This window comes from Paenibacillus psychroresistens (assembly GCF_009728935.1).
In the GTDB taxonomy this organism is placed as follows: Bacteria; Bacillota; Bacilli; order Paenibacillales; family NBRC-103111; genus Paenibacillus_AC; species Paenibacillus_AC psychroresistens.
In genome coordinates this window covers 3,444,881-3,461,671 of record NZ_CP034235.1, presented here as the reverse complement: position 1 = coordinate 3,461,671, position 16,791 = coordinate 3,444,881, and the positions used below count along the sequence as shown (strand labels likewise).

Sequence of the window (16,791 nt, the reverse complement as noted above, 5' to 3'; positions counted from 1 at the left end):
GAGTCTCAAGCTTATTGCTGGTATAAAAGTGCATTAGAAATCCCAATAAAATATTCTGATTCTCGCCGTATATGATTCAGTACGACAACGGCTGTGGCATTCTGTTTAAGTGCTTGGCTTTCCGTTCCTAGCTGGTTCAACAGCTTAATAAATTGTTTACTTTGTTCAGCTGCGAACTGTACTAGCTGCATAACCTGAGTATAAAATTGCTGATTTAGCTCTTTGCCTCCTCGCACTACTGTTTCTATATATTGAACGAAAGTAGCCTGTGTGCGTGAAAGCGCCTGTTCCCAAGCTTTTAATGCTTGAACAAATTGTGGCTCTAGATTAGGTACAAGTGCTTGAATAACCTCTGTATGTTCTGCTTCCTGAAGCTTCCAAAACTCTCCTTCATCTAATATACGCAGCGGCATTTTATCTCCATAATAAAATTGCAAGGTTTTCTTCCTCCCTGAATAGTAAAGTAACTACACTTTAGCCTATGCAGGATCAGCAGGTGCGTGCTTCAACTTACAAGATAGAAAAGGCCCCTCGGGAATAGAACCCCAAGGAACCTTAGTATTAAAAAGTGGGCAGCGAATCTAAATTGTTGCTTTTATCTCCATCTGCATTCGATCTTATATGCATTTCGTCATCTCGGCCTTTAAATAGGTTTAAGTTGGCTATCTGATCATTTTTAACCATTTCTTGAGCTGACTTATAATCTACAACTTTACCAGATGACAGTTTAAATTCAATTATATCACCATCACCATTTTTTCTTACAGCTTCGACCTGCTCTTGCGTTTGCACCTGTTTCTCCATTGTAATCACCTCCTCGTACTTCTAGCATGTGCTTAATTGCACATTTTTATGAATTCGCCTAATTAACCCCAATGAATTGCAAGGCACGTTTGGAATGTTGTGCGGCAAGTCCCATAGCAAAGGCTTGATCATAGAACCCTCGATGTTCAAGCTTCAGCCCCCCGGCAGTTAAGGAAATATGATGATAATAGCGATAAAACAACATCCTATTGGGATCCAACTTATCATTCTTTAAGTAGCGATAATAATTCCCGAAACGCAGCTCTAAAAATGTGTGCTCATATTCAATATCATAAAACTCCGCCCCTTCAATATCGATTAAATAGGGCTCCAAATCATGATTAACCAGTATATGATCAGGACCTAGCTCTCCATGGATATATCCATAACGACTTCTAGATTCAATTTTCGCTTCAAGCTCATACAATCTATCCAACAGCTTGCTTTGATGGCTGCCTATGTTGTCTATATGCAGGGATGCATAAGCTAGATCGGATATGGCCTTCTCTACTTGTCCTTGATGACAATTCCCTGTTAGGATTTCACTAGTATTAAACGGCCCAAAAGTGTTTCTTATATTACTATGCATCCCAGCCACCATATCTCCCACCCGCTGAAATACTTTATCTTGAACACGTGGGTCGGAATGGTCAAAATAAACCTCTGCCTTGAGCCCATCTATATATTCCACAAGCCCATAATCAAAAGGATAACGAGCTCTTTCCTGATTCAAATCATATAAAGCGGGGGTTTTAATGCCTTGTTGAGTTAAATACTTGTTGTTCATTTCAAATAAATCAGCACCATAAGAGCGCCTATTTAAATCTTGCTGTTCTATTTCCTCTTGAAAATAATTCATCGTAAGATCCCATACGTACATCACACAGGTGAAGCCATTGCTGCAGTCGATTTTATAGACCACCTTTTGCGCTCCGCCCTGCATTTTTCTTACATCTGCAACTACATAACCGGTACCGAACACCTTTCCCATATACGCTTGTAAATCAGCTTGATTAAGGTGACAAGTATTTTCCATTTGAACAACACTCCGTTTCGTTGGCTTTGCCGGCAACCCAACTATATATAAAATCGAGCGAAAAGTATAGACTGTTTCTTTACGTTCTGTTATGATGTTGAATAAGTTCTCGATCGAAATAGCCATAAAAAAAGAGGCTGTTCCTCTAGTAGATTTTCTACTTTAGGAACAGCCTTTTTTTGTTTTTCTCCACCGATTTCTACAATGGATCTAATGTTTCGAAAACATGTAACCATAAAAGCGCTTGATAAGCTCCGAGACATGATAGCTTTGTTCCTCCAGCACAAAATGCCCACCGCATAGAAAACAAATCTCGACATGGGTTAATTCTCTGCTAAAGGCATATGCCCCTTCCAACGTAAAGATAAAATCATTTTTACCCCAGGCTACTAATACAGGCGGTTGATAAATCCGCATATATTGTTGCCAGCGTGGGTATTCTTCGACGTTTTTTCGGTAATCGTAACCTAGCTCCAGCTGAATTTGGCTATTTCCCGGTCGATCCAAAAAAAACTGGTCCATCGAATATCCATCGGGGCTAATCAAGTAAGGTTGGCACACACCTGTCAAATATTGTTTTTTTGTAAAATCAAAACTCGTAAGCTCTGCAAACGCCTTTTCGGTTGTCGGGTTTCTCTCCGTCCAAAGAGCTTTAAACAGATCGAACGGTTTTCCTAACCCCTTTTCATCGGCTACCGCATTCTGAATAACAAACCCAAGAATACGGTGCGGGTTGCGAATGGCCAACCTAAATCCGATAGGCCCTCCATAATCATGGACATATAATATATAGTGAGAAATACAGAGCGTATCGATTAGCTTTTCAATAACAAGAGATAGGTTCTCAAAGGTGTACCTATACTCGTCTGTTGTAGGCATACTGCTATTTCCAAATCCTGGATAATCAGGAGCGATCACATGAAATCGATCAGCCAGATAAGGAATTAACCCCCTGAACATATGGGAGGAGCTTGGAAATCCATGAAGAAGAATAATCGTTGGATTATTCGGATTACCAGCTTCTCGGAAAAATATGTTCAACCCATCTATATTTATTTTCTTATAAAGCACCATCTTCTCAACTCCCTTTTCAGAGACGCCATATCCTTGTTATAACAAAAATATGTGGAGAGAATGCCTTTAAGTACTTTATTCATTCTTTGAATGCTAGAGAATGATTCCGAGCAAGTCATGAACCAATTTGCGAAGCTCGGTTGAGCTCTTAGCGACGATTTTGAACCCACGTAAGGCGCTCGTTAAAATATAAGCCAACTCTTGTGGAGAAAGACTGATTTGGCTGCCGGTAGATTTAAAATGCGCTTCTAAAAGCGAGGTCAGTATAACTTCAAACTTCCTGTAGCCTGAGTTGAGTGCCTCCAAAGCAAATAAGTGGGAGCTATCCGTAATTTCTTTTACTTCTAGTGAGGTTAAAGAATCCTCAAATTTGTTTATAGACCACACTTCAAACGCATAATGAATCTTATCCTCTATCGTATTCTGAGACGAAAGTCCATCTGATATTTCCTCGATAAGACTGTCGCCATATTGAAGAATCGAGGCGCTAAAAATCTCCTTTTTACTCTTAAAGTATAAGTAGAGACCTGGACGCGAAATCCCAGCGGCCTCAGCGATCTCATTCATAGACACACGATTATAGCCATACTTGAAGAACACATCCAATGCAGTCGAAAGAATATGTAATTTTTTTTTATCAATCATTCTCCACCTCATTCTGTAGCATATGTAGTTTCTTTTTATCAATTATTAATTTATTATTATACACTTTACAAACTTTGTCTAGTAGTATACTATATGCAAATAGACAAAAAGTGTATTATGTCTAAATAGTTGATTAAGGAGTTCTGAAACACAAATACATCTAAAAGGAGTCATTTATGATAACTGAACAAAAACCATTAAATTCAGGATTTGGACCCAAAACAACCGCTCAAGAGGCGCTTGCAGGACGCGACCTTCGAGGAAAAATTGCGATAGTAACAGGTGGTCACGGAGGCATTGGACTTGAAACAACACGAGTTCTTTCAAATGCAGGAGCCACAGTCATCGTTGGCGCCCGCGATGTTAAGAAGGCTCAAGACAATCTCTCCAATATAAAAAACATCGAGGTCATCCAACTTGACCTCGCTGATCCAAAATCAATTGATCAGTTTGCCGCCGAATTTCTAAAGTCAGACCGTGCACTTGATATTCTGATCAATAATGCAGGTGTTTCTAGCCCTCCGGTGATTAAAGACGAACGTGGATATGATACGCAATTTGCGACTAATCATCTGGGGCATTTTCAACTGACACTTAAGCTTTGGGATGCGCTAAAAAAATCGGGCAACGCGCGCGTGGTCGCTCTTTCTTCAATCGGTCATATGACAGGTCCAATTGATTTCAGTGATCTGAATTTTACCAAGAGACCGTACAACAAGGACATTTCTTACGGAGAATCAAAGACTGCGTGCTCGCTCTTTGCAGTCAAGCTTGATAAACTAGGTAAAGAGTACGGTATTCGTGCGTTTTCTGTTCATCCTGGTGGTATTCTCACTGGTTTAGCTCGGCACATGGGTGACGAGGAACTAGCAGCCTGGGGAGTTCGTCGAGGAGAAGACGGTGCCTTCATTTCTCCCGAAGGCTTTAAAACGGTTGAGCAAGGTGCTGCCACATCAATATGGTGTGCGGTGAGTCCGCTACTGGATGGAAAAGGTGGAGTATATTGCGAAGACTGCGACATAGCAGCGGTAGTTCCTGCAGATAGCAAGCTTCACAGTGGAGTACGTCCATGGGCCATTGATAAAGCGGCTGCCGAAAAGCTTTGGACCATTAGTGAGGAGCTTATTTAAGACTTATCTTATTTGCCTGATTGAATTGCCTAGCAAGCCCTAAAATGCATTTTCGGGCTTGCTTTGACTTTTTAAACGTTTCCGCCATTTTTTTCTTATCTGCATAATGACAAATATTAAAGGGATGTAGACATATATAAAATAAAATCCAACGGTCGTATAATAGGCTGTAAGCTGTTTTATAGTGTTGTAATCTTTTATTAAAGCTTCTAAAATTAGAAATCCGATTAGAAAAGCAATTAGACTGAGCGGTTGTTTAATATGCAAGCTGTTTTTTGCTCCGCGGCATGCCACCCATAACCCTAAAGAAATGCTTGCTAGCATAGTTATAAACAATACTGAAACAATAAAAAGCTCCAGTCTTTGAAATAAGGGAACGGCAAGGATCATAATAATATGCATGGTTGGCCAAATATTGAGCAATAATTGATCTTCACTATAATACATAAAAGTAGCAAGGCCAAACGATAAATATAAAAAGGTAGCTGAAAACACAGCTAGGTGCGCCCATTTTTGCGACTTTGCTGGAGCTTGAATGAATGGATGAAACATCAAAAGCGCTTCAATCCCTAAATACTGAAATACCATGCTTTTAGAAGATAACAATAGATCAGCTAAGGAATGGTTTACAAGTGGCAATAAATTTTGCGGATGAAGATATCTAAGGATTAAGAAAGGAAGCGGTAAAATACAAATAATGGAGGCAATAGTTCCCCAAAAGCTTATGCCCGTAATGGAGCGAAACCCACCGGAAATCGTATAGTAAATAAGTACAGCAATAATAAGACTTATCGGCAAGATGGGCATAGCCGGAAACAACCAAACCTGAATAACCGCTACGTGGCCTCTAAAAGTAATAAATGCACCAAAAAAGAAATATAGAATTATCGCAATATTGAGAATTTTTCCAGTAAAAGCTCCAAAACATATCGAATTAATCGCCACAAGGTCTATGCTAGCTTCATTCGATGAAATAATTTTATAAATCATCCATACAATCAAATGGATACTAATTCCTGTGATTACAATAGAAATCCAAGCATTATAGCCAGCATGGTTAACTAAAATCCTTTGATAATTTAATACCCCAACTTCGACCATGCTCGCATATAAAAGGAAAAAAACCATAAAAGGAGAAATATTATATTTATCGCTAATTTTATTCTCCACGGTTCTCAAACACTCCTTCCCCTTATTGTGCAGGATTAATAATTCTCATCAATGAATATAAGCCGATTGGATAACTTTAAACTCAACATCAACATGTGTTTCCAATTTAGAATATTTTTCTTGAAAATCTGAAGATGACCATTTTTCCGACTTACTCCTCACGAAATCACCTAAACCTATTGGATCCACATTGTTATTTTTCGCAAAAGATATTAACCTTTGTATTTCTTGTTCAAAATAAGCAGCCATCCGCTTCTCAAAAATAGAAATTTCCTCATTAGATTGTAAACTCATCTTGTTTGGTACATATTTTATCTGTGTATCCATCTTTAAATGAAGGCTTATGGAAGGGGTTGGTTCCCGTTTTTCCAGTTTGAATTTTACATTAGTATCCAAAAATTTCAATAAAATAAAATCATTTTGAGGATCTTTTGATTCCCCTAGAGGCACCAAAAAACTCCCATTTTTTGCATTTTCGATCAGCAGCTTCAATAATAAAGCATCCCTTATGTTGATCTTAGTTATGTACTTGTCTTTTCTAAATAATGCAAGGCCATCTATTTTGACATTTCCACGTTCCTGTGATAAATGCGGCAAATACATATCACGTCCTTTCCCATAAAAATTAAACAATGAGATTTGCAGATTATTCCTTGGCAAATTCCCCTTTTTTACATTCTGTTCGATTAAATCGGACAAAAAATAAGAGTTCTTGGATTGCCTCGTTATTTCCAATAGCTCTGTGGCATCCATATCGGCTACAGCAAGGTGCATTCGTGAGGAAATATTAGGATCGCCGCAAAGATTTTTCATAATAAGTGCTACTCCTCTTTTCGAGAATTTTTTTCCAAACAACACAACTCCTAATTGTCCATATTCAATGGGATCCTCTGTTTTTGTATTTAATCTTGGCATAAGATCAAATTCGGAGTTGGATACCGTATCCAAGAGTAGAATATCATCTTCCCCTTGCTTCTTATAATCTCCCATAAGTACAGTTCCCTTTATGTTCGCTCCAGCCATGTCATAACCAATGGTATGAACAAGTCTAATGTTATTGACTATTTTCTGTTCGCCACAAGCCGTCAAACAAACACAGAGAACTAAACTAAGGAATATTTTAGCCAAAATACTCGCTCCCCTCTCTAAAAACCTAGTCCTCATCCCAATCATATTTACGTTTTAATGACTTAGGGACATATCTTAATAATGATTTTGCTCTTGAATAACCGGGTCTCCTATTTATTAATTGAAAGGAAGAGCGGATGAAGCTATCTTTCAAATCCTTTACTCTTAAAGGATAAATGGGTACTGTGTAAGGATGTCCCAGTGATTTTAAGCGTGTGAGATGTACTATTAGGAAGCCTATCCCAATAAAAATACCCAATATGCCCCAAACAGCTGCCAAAATAAGGAGCGGAAAACGCAAGAATCGGATGGCATTTGCCATTTTGTAAATTGGTGTGGTAAATGAAGCTAATGCGGATAAAGAAACTATGATGATTAGAATATTACTTGTAAAAGCGGCTTGAACTGCGGCTTGACCGACAATTATTCCTCCAACAACTCCTAAGGTTTGACCAATTTTTGTCGGTAATCTTGCGCCTGCCTCACGTAAAAATTCAATTGTAATTTCTAAGAATAGTGCCTCCATGATAGGAGGGAATGGGACATTAAGTCTAGAATAAACGAGGGGACCCAACATATTGTGCGGAATAACTTCATAATGGAAAGTCATAATGGCCACATACAGGGCAGTAGAAAACAAAGAAAAAATGACACCCGAAATCCGAATCAGCCGAAAAAAGGAGCCTAGAATCCAAGGCAAATAGTAGTCCTCAGGAGAAATAAAAAAATCAAACAAGGTAGACGGTCCCGTAATAAAATAAGGTGATCCATCCATTATGAAAGCCACTTGCCCACTGATAAGCGCAAATACTACCCGATCTCTCCGCTCTGTGCTTAAAAACAAAGGAAAAGGCGTCAATGAGCTGTCTGAAATGATCTGATCCAACATGGAAGAATCGAATAAAACATCGAAATCTATATCGCTTAGCCTTTGTTCAACGGTTTGGATGATCTGTTCATTCGTTACCCCTTCAATATACACAATGGCAATCCTTGACCTTGATATGCTCCCAATTGTAAATTCTTTAACAATTAAATTAGGAATATTGAGTTTAACTCGCAATAAATGGATATTGGTTTCTAGATCTTCAACAAATCCAACCTTCGGACCGACAACACTAAATTCATTTTCGGTATCATTGTTTAACCTTAATCCTAGTTTATTGGCTAAAGGTATCAGAGCACATTTTTGATCGTTTTCATTCAATCGAACTATGACATGGCCTTTCATCAGCTTCGTCTGAATAACGTCGATCTTATCGGTAAATTCAATTTCTTCAATCGGAATCCATTTGCGGATTTCTTCAATATCTTTAATTTCTTCATCTACCACACTATCTTGCAAAGCAAGAATTAAATGCCGTTGAAACACCTTATCATCAATTAAAGTTCCAAAGTAGGAAAGATATAATTTTTGCTCGGAAAAGAAGATCGTGCTCCTAATAAAATCACTTGATTTCTGGGATAGCTTTATTAAATGAGCGATGTCCGGCAGATCCGTTTTCAATATGTCATTGTAGACTTCACTCTTAGCTTGTTTTTTTCGCATTATCAGGTCTCCAAATTTTGAGGTGTTATATGAAAAAAGAGGTACATTCCATATTTAGTATCATCGAAGCTGCAATTAACTATGCAACAAAAAAAGCATGCAATAAATCGCATGCTTGATCGTTCGAGATATTATTTGGAGAGTTTTTCAATTTTCATTTGATCAAGTATTGTATAATCTATAATTTGGTTGTTTTCTATTCTGAGAGAGTTTAAATGTGTTAGCTTTTTTAAGGGTTCAATATTCCTAATCTCATTATCAAATATATACAAAACGGTAAGGGTTGGAAGATTCTCCACCCAATCAACTTTTGTTATTCCCATGTCTTGTACCGAGAGAAGTTCTAGATTTTTTAACGAATACATAGGTGTTAAATCCGTAATCGGGTTCATCCCTACACCCAAAACAATTAGTTTATTAAGACTCTTCAAAGCTTCAATATTATTAACATTGTTATCATCACATGTTAATGTATCAAGCTCAGGCAGATGCTGCAATGCATCTATTTCAGTTACATTATTATGAATAAGGTCTATTGTAGTAAGGTTTTTAAGATAGGCGATGGAGTCTATATTTTCAATTTGATTAGAAGCAATATTTAAATATGTCAGTTTGACGAGGTTTTTCAGCTCAGTTATGTCTTTAATAGTATTATTGGCAAAGCTTACTTGCTCAAGATTTATTAATTTTTTAATACCGGATATGGAAGTGATTTTATTCTCAGATAAATCTAATTCTTTAAGGTTGACTAATTTAGAGACATCCTTCAAATTAGTCAGAGAAATCCCACTTAATGAGAGCTTAGTTACTTTTAATAGATCTGCTTTTTCAAGTGGGGTTTTGCCGGCGATATTAAGACTCTCTCTTACTTTTTCTTCAACTTTTTTATTATTAATAACAAGCTTGTTATCTTTATTTTTATTCATATGGTTTAAATTAAAAAGGATCAAACCAGCAAACACTGCTGCTATAATCAATGGAATACCAATCCCATTTCTTTTCATAGATTCACCTTTCTATTTATGAATTATGCTACAAAATACCATTGGTAGAATATAGCACAATTATGAGTTTACAACAAAATCCTCGTTATTACAATTTTATCCAGTTAAATGCCCCCTACAATATCAATGTTCAAGCCAAATTCCCAAGCCTTTTTGAATAGCTACAGTAAGGAGCTATCCACTGTGGCCAAAATTTTACTCTGAACTATACTTCTTGTTGGTTACTATAAATGGAAATCAACTCTCTTTTTAAGTCTTCATAAATAATTAACGATTGTTCTAGGATTTCTCTCAATTCTGCATAATTCCGGAATTTAGGCAATTTTAATTTTTCATCGTCGTACTTTCCGTACATTTGATCTATAATGGTTGCCCATTTTCCACCAACTACTTATTTCTCCACCCATATAGCCCAAATTAAATTTACTATGCTGTATTTTAAATCAAACGAAAATTGAAATTTTAATAAAGTGTCTTTTTCCACTATCAAGAAACCATCTTCGATATTATCGTATTCTGCGCTGTAACCCAAATCATTGAATATTCGGATTACTTCTAGGTTATCATATCTTCTCATTGTCTTTTTTAAATCAAAATCATATTTCTTGGCTAATGCTCTATTTCTTTCATAAAAATTAATGTTTTCCAAGGCAATTCTAACTTCCGATTTTAACTCCATTGTTATTCCTCCTGAAAAATGAATTCGATGTCTGCTTATGTGACCGTTCTGAACTAGTTATTTCAAATATATTGCAATTATTAGATTATCAAGAAAATTATTTATTTAATATTCTATTCCTACTATGTATACAAAAAAACGGAGTTATGCAAGGATCATCTCCGTTTTTCTATATTGATTCGTTATATCAAAAATCAATGAACCCCCACAATATCAACAAACTTAATCCAGCTTTCATCCGCAGCCTCTCTTACCTTAACCATCCGATTGGATGTATCTATCTTAACGGCAATGCCCGTTAGCTCATAGTCTGCTATCTCATCATATAAGACGAAGGTCATTGGTAGGTTCAGCCACATCGACACACCAATCGCTCGGAGGATTTCTTCTTGCACCTGCTCATCCATCTCTGGCTTTACCTTCTTCTTCAGCGAGCGGTTCTGTTCGAGAATCGCCTCGCGGTGCTCTGGCAGCATCATGCGCGAGGATTCCCACTGCCCGTTTTTCTCCAGCTTTTTGCTCATTTGTAGTGGCCTCCAATTTTGTTGCTGCGGTCTTTGGCTTGACCTGCTTTGGATACAGAGACGGCTTTCATGATCGACGCATCCCCATACCTTTCTTTGATTCTATCCATCGTATGGGCTAAGCCCATTTTCTTCTCGCGATCGCCGAATAGCACATATTGGTACTCCTGATCGCTTGTTAAGTCACTCAAGGTTATTCCAACCTTGCGCACAGGCTGCTTATCCCAATGCTTATCAATTAGAATCTTTGCTATCTCGTATACGTCCTCCGCCAGATTCGTTGGATCGGGCATTTTCATCTGGCGGAAGAATCCGCTAGGTCTACCGTAGTCCGCTCCCATACAGCCAACGCTAACCACCCAGCCCATATATCCCTTGGCGCGAGTATGCTGGCAAACCAGCTCGGCTAGCTCGAGGATCACAACCAGAATTTCTTCAAGTGAGCGGTAATCGCGCGGCAGCGTCATTTGGTGGCCGATCGACTTTTGCGTATCATGAGTATCCAGCGTTACCGGCGAATCATCTATCCCGTTAGCAATTCGCCAATACTGCTCTGCTTGGATGTCACTTTGCTTGCCAAAACGCGTGCGCAGCATGGTTTTTAATCTCGGCAACGGTACCTTGGCCAAATCACCAATGGTATGAATCCCCATGATCATAAAATGGTTCATCATCCGCGAGCCAACCATGAACATTTTGTTCACGGGCAGCTGCCACAAATCTTTAGCTATATCTTTCTGAGGCAGTTCGAAAATGCCTTCTGAATTCTTCTTAGCGAAATTATCGCAGGCCATCTTGGCTAGGATCTTATTCTCGGAAATGCCTGCCCTAACCCAGACACCCGTTGCTTCTTTAACCTGCTGCTGGATGGATCTAGCTATATCCTTTGCAGATCCGAAAAGCTTGCTTGATCCGGACACGTCAATGAATTGCTCATCGATACTATAAGGCTCCACCAGATCGGTAAAGGTACGATAAATATCGGAGATTTGCAGGGAAACGCGAATATATTCTTGCATCCGTGGCTTCACGACGATAATATCTGGGCATTTGCCAATGGCATCGCCAATTCTCTCGGCTGTAGTTACTCCAGCTTTTTTGGCAAGCGGGCATGCAGCAAGCACAATCCCCGAGCGGCGCAAGGGGTCCCCGCAAACGGCAAGCGGCTTATCTGCGTATTCGGGATTTGCAGCTTTCTCCACAGAGGCATAGAAGCTCTGGCAGTCCAAAAGCATCACTGTTCTTAAAGGTTTATTATTCATGTATGACTCCCTGATGTGTGTCGAAATAAACACTTAGCTTTTTTTGAACCTCTGCCTTAACAAACCCCCATAACATTGAAAAATGATAGGGGTACCCTCTGCATAAATATTCTGCCTCAATACTCAAATTGGTTCTTTTTTCTTGCAAAATCTTGATACCACATAGCCTCATTTCCCGTTTTACAGCATTCAGTTCCTGCGTTATATCGTTTATCGCTTGCTGCTGTTTACCTTTTAGAAGGAGGTTATAAATAATCGGGATTTTAACACCCGTGATTTCCATATGCTTGGAATCGTACGTTAACACATCGAGAATGACTGGAAAAAGCAAGGATTTCTTGACCATAACTAGCTCAGCTTCCGTAACCTTCTGGGGTCTTTTCATCCCGCTCCCTTCCCTTCATAATCTCACAAAACAAACATGCATTCGATATTAGTATATGTAGTATACCGAACAAAAGTTCGTATTTCAACTCCATGTTTTTGGGAAATATTTCTCTATAAAATACATTGCCATTTGTTTATACTAGACTGGAGGTGATTAGAATGTGTGGACGTTATACGATCGTGATTACAATGGATGAGCTCATGAGGTACTATATGATGGAGATTCCCCTAGACCGCTACCATACACCTAGGTACAATGTGGCGCCGGGTCAGCTGGTCATGGCAGTCATAAGCGATGGAGAGAAAAATCGGCTCGGAGAGCTGAAGTGGGGATTAATTCCTAACTGGGCTCCGGATGAAAAAATGAGCTATAAGATGATCAATGCCCGCGCAGATACCGTTGCGGAGAAACCGGCATTCCGCACTTCTTTCCAACGAAAACGTTGCTTGATTCCCGCCGATAGCTTCTATGAATGGAAGAAAATTGGTACAGATAAACAGCCTATGCGAATTATGTTTAAAGACGAAGGCATTTTTTCTATGGCTGGCTTATATGATACTTGGACCGCACCCGATGGGAACAAGATAAGCACCTGCACGATTATTACAACAACCCCGAATGAATTGATGGCCGACATCCATGATCGAATGCCGGTTATATTGAGGCGCGAGGATGAACAGATATGGTTGGACAAGCAACAAAAGACGGAGGATTTGCAGGCTTTGTTACGCCCCTTTCCTACAGAAAAAATGATCGCTTATCCCGTTTCCAAGATCGTAGGCAACGTAAAGAATGATCGCATAGAATGTATTGAAGCTTTGCCGGTATAACTCATCCGGATTTGGCCCTAGAGATGGGCCACACAGCAAGAATACTTGCCAGCTTAAAAACTCTTGGCGCCTTTTGCTTCAGGCAATAGGCCTTTACCATATCCCCTTCGATAAACCTAACCTCGATTAGGCGTTGGGTAATCTTCTTATGCTTATCCACATAAATGATCTCCACAATTCGTCCGACATATTTCTCAAGCATGCCGCCCACCTCCGAATGATACTGATAACCGATAGTAAGGATCCAATTCCCGTCAGCAGAATAGAACTAGTGTTCTCTTTTGTTATATCCATAATACCGAACATACATTCCTATTACAAGAGGAATTTTTTACTACAATATTTCAAACTCTACCGACCAGAGAATAGATCCAATGGAGTCCTCTTTATGCCGCACTCGTTCCATATACTTGCGAATAATGTCACAGCTTTCGTCCAGCACACACAGCATTGCCGCATCCCAAGGAACAATCTCAGCGCCACTGGCGTAAGGAATCCATTGCTTAGTCCGCATACTTTGTGGATGAACAGGAAGCTGCATCAGACTGGAGCTGCTCCCGGCTTGTAAGCTTAGCGCACGAATATGCCCCAATAGATCACTTGTCCCCACTTGCGAAGCCGCTAGAAAATAGCGCGGCTGCAACGGCTCATTCTTTTTATAGCGTAAATATCCAATGGTCTCCCCGCCCTTTATTACGATCACCGATCTGATCTCTATATTCGGACTAATCCAATCGAGCAGCGAATTCTCTGGAACAATAGCCAAACTATTGTCCTCAAACCAAAGCTGCCACATTTCACGCAAAAGCGTAATATCCTCTAGTTGAACCTGTCTTTCCTCCAAAAGAACATCCGATACATCCACAAGATCAACCTTAGTCAGACAAGTGCCATACATATGAGTTTGATACCCAAAACGCGGATAATACGTCGGATGCCCGAGCAGAATGGAGAAAGCATACCCCTTTTCCAACGCACGTTTATGCCCTTCGGCAATCAACTGACCGCCTATCCCTTCACGCTGCAGCTCTGGACTAACCCCGAGCGGAGATAAGACCACCCCTTTCAACAGTTCCCCAGCTACATAAAAATCATGCGGATAAAATAATACATGTCCCACCACCTGACCCTCGAACTCAGCAACTAATGATAGCTCTGGATCATAAAGCAGATTCTGGCGATGCAAGGCAACCATGGCTGTAATCGCCCTGTTGTTAATCTCGTTAAAAGCCCGAATGTGCAGCTCAGCAACCTGAGGGTAGTCCTTAATTAATTCCGTGCGTATGGTTATCTGTTTCATCTTAATCTCCCCTTATCTTCATTTGCGTTCGATGTGTGGATTACATTCTTAGGATCGTGCCGTTTTCCCATTTGCTTGCGTTGCTTACGGACTTCCTTGGACTCAAAAACAATATCCATATCGTAATCTCCCTCAGGATAGAGCTGTTTTCTATCGATATACGGGGTCAAGCGTTTGTGGTTGATTCTGACTTTTTCCTTCTGAATGAGCAGCAGCATATCTCCACGCACATCAGCCAGCTCGCAGACAATTCCCGTGCGCTTAAGTGAACGAATCCAGACGCAGTCACCAATGCTGAAGCTTATAGCGGGAGCGACCTTTGCAGTAACAGGCTGCTCTTCTGCTGCTTTCATCGGTTGCGGCTGTTTAGTTAATGCATGCGACTGCAAGGCCGTTTCCATCGAGATCAAAGAATTGCCTTCCACCCCACCCTTGGAGTAAGTAATCGCCTTAGAACGCTCAATAATCTCAGGTGCAATCCCCAGCTGCAGCGCAATGTAGAAGGCGTAGCTGTTGCCAGCTTTCCCGATGGTCAGCTGATATAAAGGTCTTAGCGTCTCCAGATCAAACTCCATACTTGCATTCTCAAACCCTGGCGCGGCATCAGCAAATTTCTTAATCTCGTTAAAATGTGTTGTAGCCACAATTGTCGCTCCTCTACGATGCAGCTCTTCCAAAACTGCGATAGATAAGCCAATCCCTTCCCCAGGATCAGTCCCTGTAGCCAGCTCATCCAGCAAAATCAACGTAGACGGTCCAGCACATTTTAGAATGCGAATCACGTTCTTAATATGCGAGGAAAACGTGCTAAGCGACTGCTCCAAGCTCTGGCCATCGCCAATATCGACCTCGACACGGGAATATACGGCAAAGCTGCAGCCTTTACCAACCGGAACAAGCAATCCAGACTGCACCATAAGTGTCAATAAACCTACGGTTTTCAGCGCAGCCGTCTTCCCTCCCGTATTCGGTCCAGTAATAATTAAAGCGCTATAGGCCTCCCCAATGGCAAAATCCAGCGGAATCGTATGTTTGCCGAGATGAGGATGTCTCGCACCATGAATTCGAATCACTCCATGCTTATTCAGCTCCACAGATCGCCCGTCCATGGACAAGGCATATTTAGCCTTAGCAAATAAAAAATCATAATGCCCGATTGTCTCCAGATTAATCCCCAGTTCATAAGAATAACCCTCCAGTAGATCAGCTAGAGCGCCGAGCACCCTCATTTCTTCCTGCGCTTCCTCAGCTCGATATTCACTGAGCTCATACGTCAGCATTGAGATATCGGCAGGCTCGACGAACACCGTCTGTCCGCTAGCAGACTCATCCAACACAGCTCCATTTATGAGCTTGCGGTATTCTTTTTTCACGGAAAGCACATAGCGGTTTCCCCGCATACTGACGACAAACTCCTGAAGATACGGCTTATACTTCTGCATCGTGCTCTCGAGCTTCTTCTTAATCCGCTCCTCCGTAATAATGATCTTCTTCCGCACCTTGCCCAGCTCCACGCTTGCTTGGTCCGTAATCTGTCCGTGACGAATACAGCGCTCAATTTCACTCTTAAGCTCCTTCAACTCGTAGAGTGATGAGGCATACGAAGTGACGATGGGCGCTACGGTCTCCCTTTTAAACATAAATCGTTTAAGCTGATCGGTGCTTTCCAGCAGCCTGCCCACCAAGCTAAGCTCCTCTCCTGTAAAAAGCATCCCTTTGCCGATTCCACTCATAATGTGCTCTATGCCTTCTAATGCGGGGATCGGTACGCTAATGCCGTGCTGAATCAGCGTTTTCCCTTCCTCCACCTCACTAAGCAGCGCAGCAATGACCTTGATATCTGTTAATGGCTGCATCCGCTCAATATGTTGTTGACCTAGATAAGAGGCAGCGAAGTCGCTTAGTCTTAGCTTAATTTTGTCGTATTCCAAGCGTTGCATTGTTTCGATTTCCATGATTGATAAAGCCTCCTGAGTGAGTAATGTTTATAAAAATGCACAAAAAAAGACAGACCCTGAACATACCTGTTCATTCCCTGCCTGCGTTTAGACGCAAAAAACCATGCTCCAAGAGCACGGTTTCGTCGCGAATAGCTGTTTAGGCACATCATGATCCCGGTGTTCTTAACTATAATTTCCAATAACAACGAAACGCGCGTCAGCTCCATCCACAGCTTCATAAGTACCGATGATTATTACCCTCCGATAATTAGCCATGCATGTAGACAGAAAAATTGCGTGTTCCAAAATGCTGTTATTAATATGAAAT

General features: G+C 40.4%; 18 protein-coding genes. 2 read left to right on the top strand and 16 right to left on the bottom strand.

The window, feature by feature from the left end; translation table 11 throughout:
• Window positions 1-11 precede the first annotated feature (11 nt).
• The 5 genes from EHS13_RS15415 to EHS13_RS15395 form a co-directional block, all read right to left on the bottom strand.
• On the bottom strand, window positions 12-437 hold the full coding sequence (locus EHS13_RS15415; protein WP_155701191.1) for a DUF2935 domain-containing protein: 426 nt from the start codon (window positions 435-437) through the stop codon (window positions 12-14).
• Window positions 438-561: 124 nt separating this feature from the next.
• Window positions 562-804 (bottom strand): DUF3892 domain-containing protein, encoded by a 243-nt coding sequence (locus tag EHS13_RS15410; RefSeq protein ID WP_155701190.1) that lies wholly within the window; start codon window positions 802-804, stop codon window positions 562-564.
• Between the two features lie 58 nt (window positions 805-862).
• The gene (locus tag EHS13_RS15405) at window positions 863-1,795 is read right to left on the bottom strand and encodes an aminoglycoside phosphotransferase family protein (protein WP_155705377.1); all 933 of its coding nucleotides are present in this window, start codon (window positions 1,793-1,795) and stop codon (window positions 863-865) included.
• Window positions 1,796-2,050: 255 nt separating this feature from the next.
• Entirely contained in the window at window positions 2,051-2,914 is an 864-nt protein-coding gene (locus EHS13_RS15400; protein WP_155701189.1) for an alpha/beta fold hydrolase, read from the bottom strand.
• A 93-nt stretch (window positions 2,915-3,007) separates the two neighbouring features.
• Window positions 3,008-3,559, bottom strand: a complete 552-nt coding sequence (locus tag EHS13_RS15395; RefSeq protein WP_155701188.1) for a TetR/AcrR family transcriptional regulator — start codon at window positions 3,557-3,559, stop codon at window positions 3,008-3,010.
• A 176-nt stretch (window positions 3,560-3,735) separates the two neighbouring features.
• Here EHS13_RS15395 and EHS13_RS15390 point away from each other — a divergent pair, with 176 nt between their 5' ends.
• Window positions 3,736-4,689 carry an oxidoreductase gene (locus EHS13_RS15390; RefSeq protein WP_155701187.1) on the top strand — a complete coding sequence of 318 codons (954 nt, stop codon included), beginning with the start codon at window positions 3,736-3,738 and terminating at the stop codon, window positions 4,687-4,689.
• A gap of 39 nt (window positions 4,690-4,728) precedes the next feature.
• Here EHS13_RS15390 and EHS13_RS15385 read toward each other — a convergent pair whose 3' ends face one another.
• From EHS13_RS15385 to EHS13_RS15350, 8 genes are all read right to left on the bottom strand, one after another.
• Entirely contained in the window at window positions 4,729-5,859 is a 1,131-nt protein-coding gene (locus EHS13_RS15385) for a GerAB/ArcD/ProY family transporter (protein ID WP_155701186.1), read from the bottom strand.
• Between the two features lie 48 nt (window positions 5,860-5,907).
• Window positions 5,908-6,987, bottom strand: a complete 1,080-nt coding sequence (locus tag EHS13_RS15380) for a Ger(x)C family spore germination protein (protein ID WP_162463131.1) — start codon at window positions 6,985-6,987, stop codon at window positions 5,908-5,910.
• Between the two features lie 25 nt (window positions 6,988-7,012).
• Entirely contained in the window at window positions 7,013-8,536 is a 1,524-nt protein-coding gene (locus tag EHS13_RS15375) for a spore germination protein (protein WP_155701184.1), read from the bottom strand.
• Between the two features lie 131 nt (window positions 8,537-8,667).
• Window positions 8,668-9,540, bottom strand: coding sequence for a leucine-rich repeat domain-containing protein (locus EHS13_RS15370; RefSeq protein WP_155701183.1), 873 nt, complete (start codon window positions 9,538-9,540; stop codon window positions 8,668-8,670).
• A 391-nt stretch (window positions 9,541-9,931) separates the two neighbouring features.
• Entirely contained in the window at window positions 9,932-10,219 is a 288-nt protein-coding gene (locus EHS13_RS15365) for a hypothetical protein (protein ID WP_155701182.1), read from the bottom strand.
• Between the two features lie 194 nt (window positions 10,220-10,413).
• Window positions 10,414-10,743 (bottom strand): YolD-like family protein, encoded by a 330-nt coding sequence (locus EHS13_RS15360; RefSeq protein ID WP_155701181.1) that lies wholly within the window; start codon window positions 10,741-10,743, stop codon window positions 10,414-10,416.
• Window positions 10,740-12,005, bottom strand: coding sequence for a DNA polymerase IV (locus EHS13_RS15355; protein WP_227013951.1), 1,266 nt, complete (start codon window positions 12,003-12,005; stop codon window positions 10,740-10,742). Before EHS13_RS15355 ends, EHS13_RS15360 begins: the two co-directional genes overlap by 4 nt.
• Window positions 11,998-12,390 carry a YhjD family protein gene (locus EHS13_RS15350; protein WP_155701180.1) on the bottom strand — a complete coding sequence of 131 codons (393 nt, stop codon included), beginning with the start codon at window positions 12,388-12,390 and terminating at the stop codon, window positions 11,998-12,000. Before EHS13_RS15350 ends, EHS13_RS15355 begins: the two co-directional genes overlap by 8 nt.
• A 161-nt stretch (window positions 12,391-12,551) precedes the next feature.
• Here EHS13_RS15350 and EHS13_RS15345 point away from each other — a divergent pair, with 161 nt between their 5' ends.
• Window positions 12,552-13,223 carry an SOS response-associated peptidase gene (locus EHS13_RS15345; protein ID WP_155701179.1) on the top strand — a complete coding sequence of 224 codons (672 nt, stop codon included), beginning with the start codon at window positions 12,552-12,554 and terminating at the stop codon, window positions 13,221-13,223.
• 1 nt (window position 13,224) lies between these two features.
• Here the strand turns inward: EHS13_RS15345 and EHS13_RS15340 are convergent, their stop codons facing one another.
• The 3 genes from EHS13_RS15340 to EHS13_RS15330 form a co-directional block, all read right to left on the bottom strand.
• On the bottom strand, window positions 13,225-13,425 hold the full coding sequence (locus EHS13_RS15340; protein WP_155701178.1) for a hypothetical protein: 201 nt from the start codon (window positions 13,423-13,425) through the stop codon (window positions 13,225-13,227).
• Window positions 13,426-13,557: 132 nt separating this feature from the next.
• Window positions 13,558-14,523: a GNAT family N-acetyltransferase gene (locus EHS13_RS15335; protein ID WP_155701177.1), complete on the bottom strand. Its 966-nt coding sequence runs from the start codon at window positions 14,521-14,523 to the stop codon at window positions 13,558-13,560.
• The gene (locus tag EHS13_RS15330; protein ID WP_155701176.1) at window positions 14,520-16,478 is read right to left on the bottom strand and encodes an endonuclease MutS2; all 1,959 of its coding nucleotides are present in this window, start codon (window positions 16,476-16,478) and stop codon (window positions 14,520-14,522) included. The genes EHS13_RS15335 and EHS13_RS15330 overlap by 4 nt, the downstream gene beginning before the upstream one ends.
• Between the last annotated feature and the right edge of the window lie 313 nt (window positions 16,479-16,791).

Coding starts and splice junctions, on each gene's coding strand:
- EHS13_RS15410 (WP_155701190.1), bottom strand. CDS start 804: ATGGAGAAACAGGTGCAAACGCAAGAGCAGGTCGAAGCTGTAAGAAAA.
- EHS13_RS15395 (WP_155701188.1), bottom strand. CDS start 3,559: ATGATTGATAAAAAAAAATTACATATTCTTTCGACTGCATTGGATGTG.
- EHS13_RS15350 (WP_155701180.1), bottom strand. CDS start 12,390: ATGAAAAGACCCCAGAAGGTTACGGAAGCTGAGCTAGTTATGGTCAAG.
- EHS13_RS15375 (WP_155701184.1), bottom strand. CDS start 8,536: ATGCGAAAAAAACAAGCTAAGAGTGAAGTCTACAATGACATATTGAAA.
- EHS13_RS15335 (WP_155701177.1), bottom strand. CDS start 14,523: ATGAAACAGATAACCATACGCACGGAATTAATTAAGGACTACCCTCAG.
- EHS13_RS15370 (WP_155701183.1), bottom strand. CDS start 9,540: ATGAAAAGAAATGGGATTGGTATTCCATTGATTATAGCAGCAGTGTTT.
- EHS13_RS15405 (WP_155705377.1), bottom strand. CDS start 1,795: ATGGGAAAGGTGTTCGGTACCGGTTATGTAGTTGCAGATGTAAGAAAA.
- EHS13_RS15400 (WP_155701189.1), bottom strand. CDS start 2,914: ATGGTGCTTTATAAGAAAATAAATATAGATGGGTTGAACATATTTTTC.
- EHS13_RS15390 (WP_155701187.1), top strand. CDS start 3,736: ATGATAACTGAACAAAAACCATTAAATTCAGGATTTGGACCCAAAACA.
- EHS13_RS15345 (WP_155701179.1), top strand. CDS start 12,552: ATGTGTGGACGTTATACGATCGTGATTACAATGGATGAGCTCATGAGG.
- EHS13_RS15330 (WP_155701176.1), bottom strand. CDS start 16,478: ATGGAAATCGAAACAATGCAACGCTTGGAATACGACAAAATTAAGCTA.
- EHS13_RS15365 (WP_155701182.1), bottom strand. CDS start 10,219: ATGGAGTTAAAATCGGAAGTTAGAATTGCCTTGGAAAACATTAATTTT.
- EHS13_RS15360 (WP_155701181.1), bottom strand. CDS start 10,743: ATGAGCAAAAAGCTGGAGAAAAACGGGCAGTGGGAATCCTCGCGCATG.
- EHS13_RS15355 (WP_227013951.1), bottom strand. CDS start 12,005: ATGAATAATAAACCTTTAAGAACAGTGATGCTTTTGGACTGCCAGAGC.
- EHS13_RS15340 (WP_155701178.1), bottom strand. CDS start 13,425: ATGCTTGAGAAATATGTCGGACGAATTGTGGAGATCATTTATGTGGAT.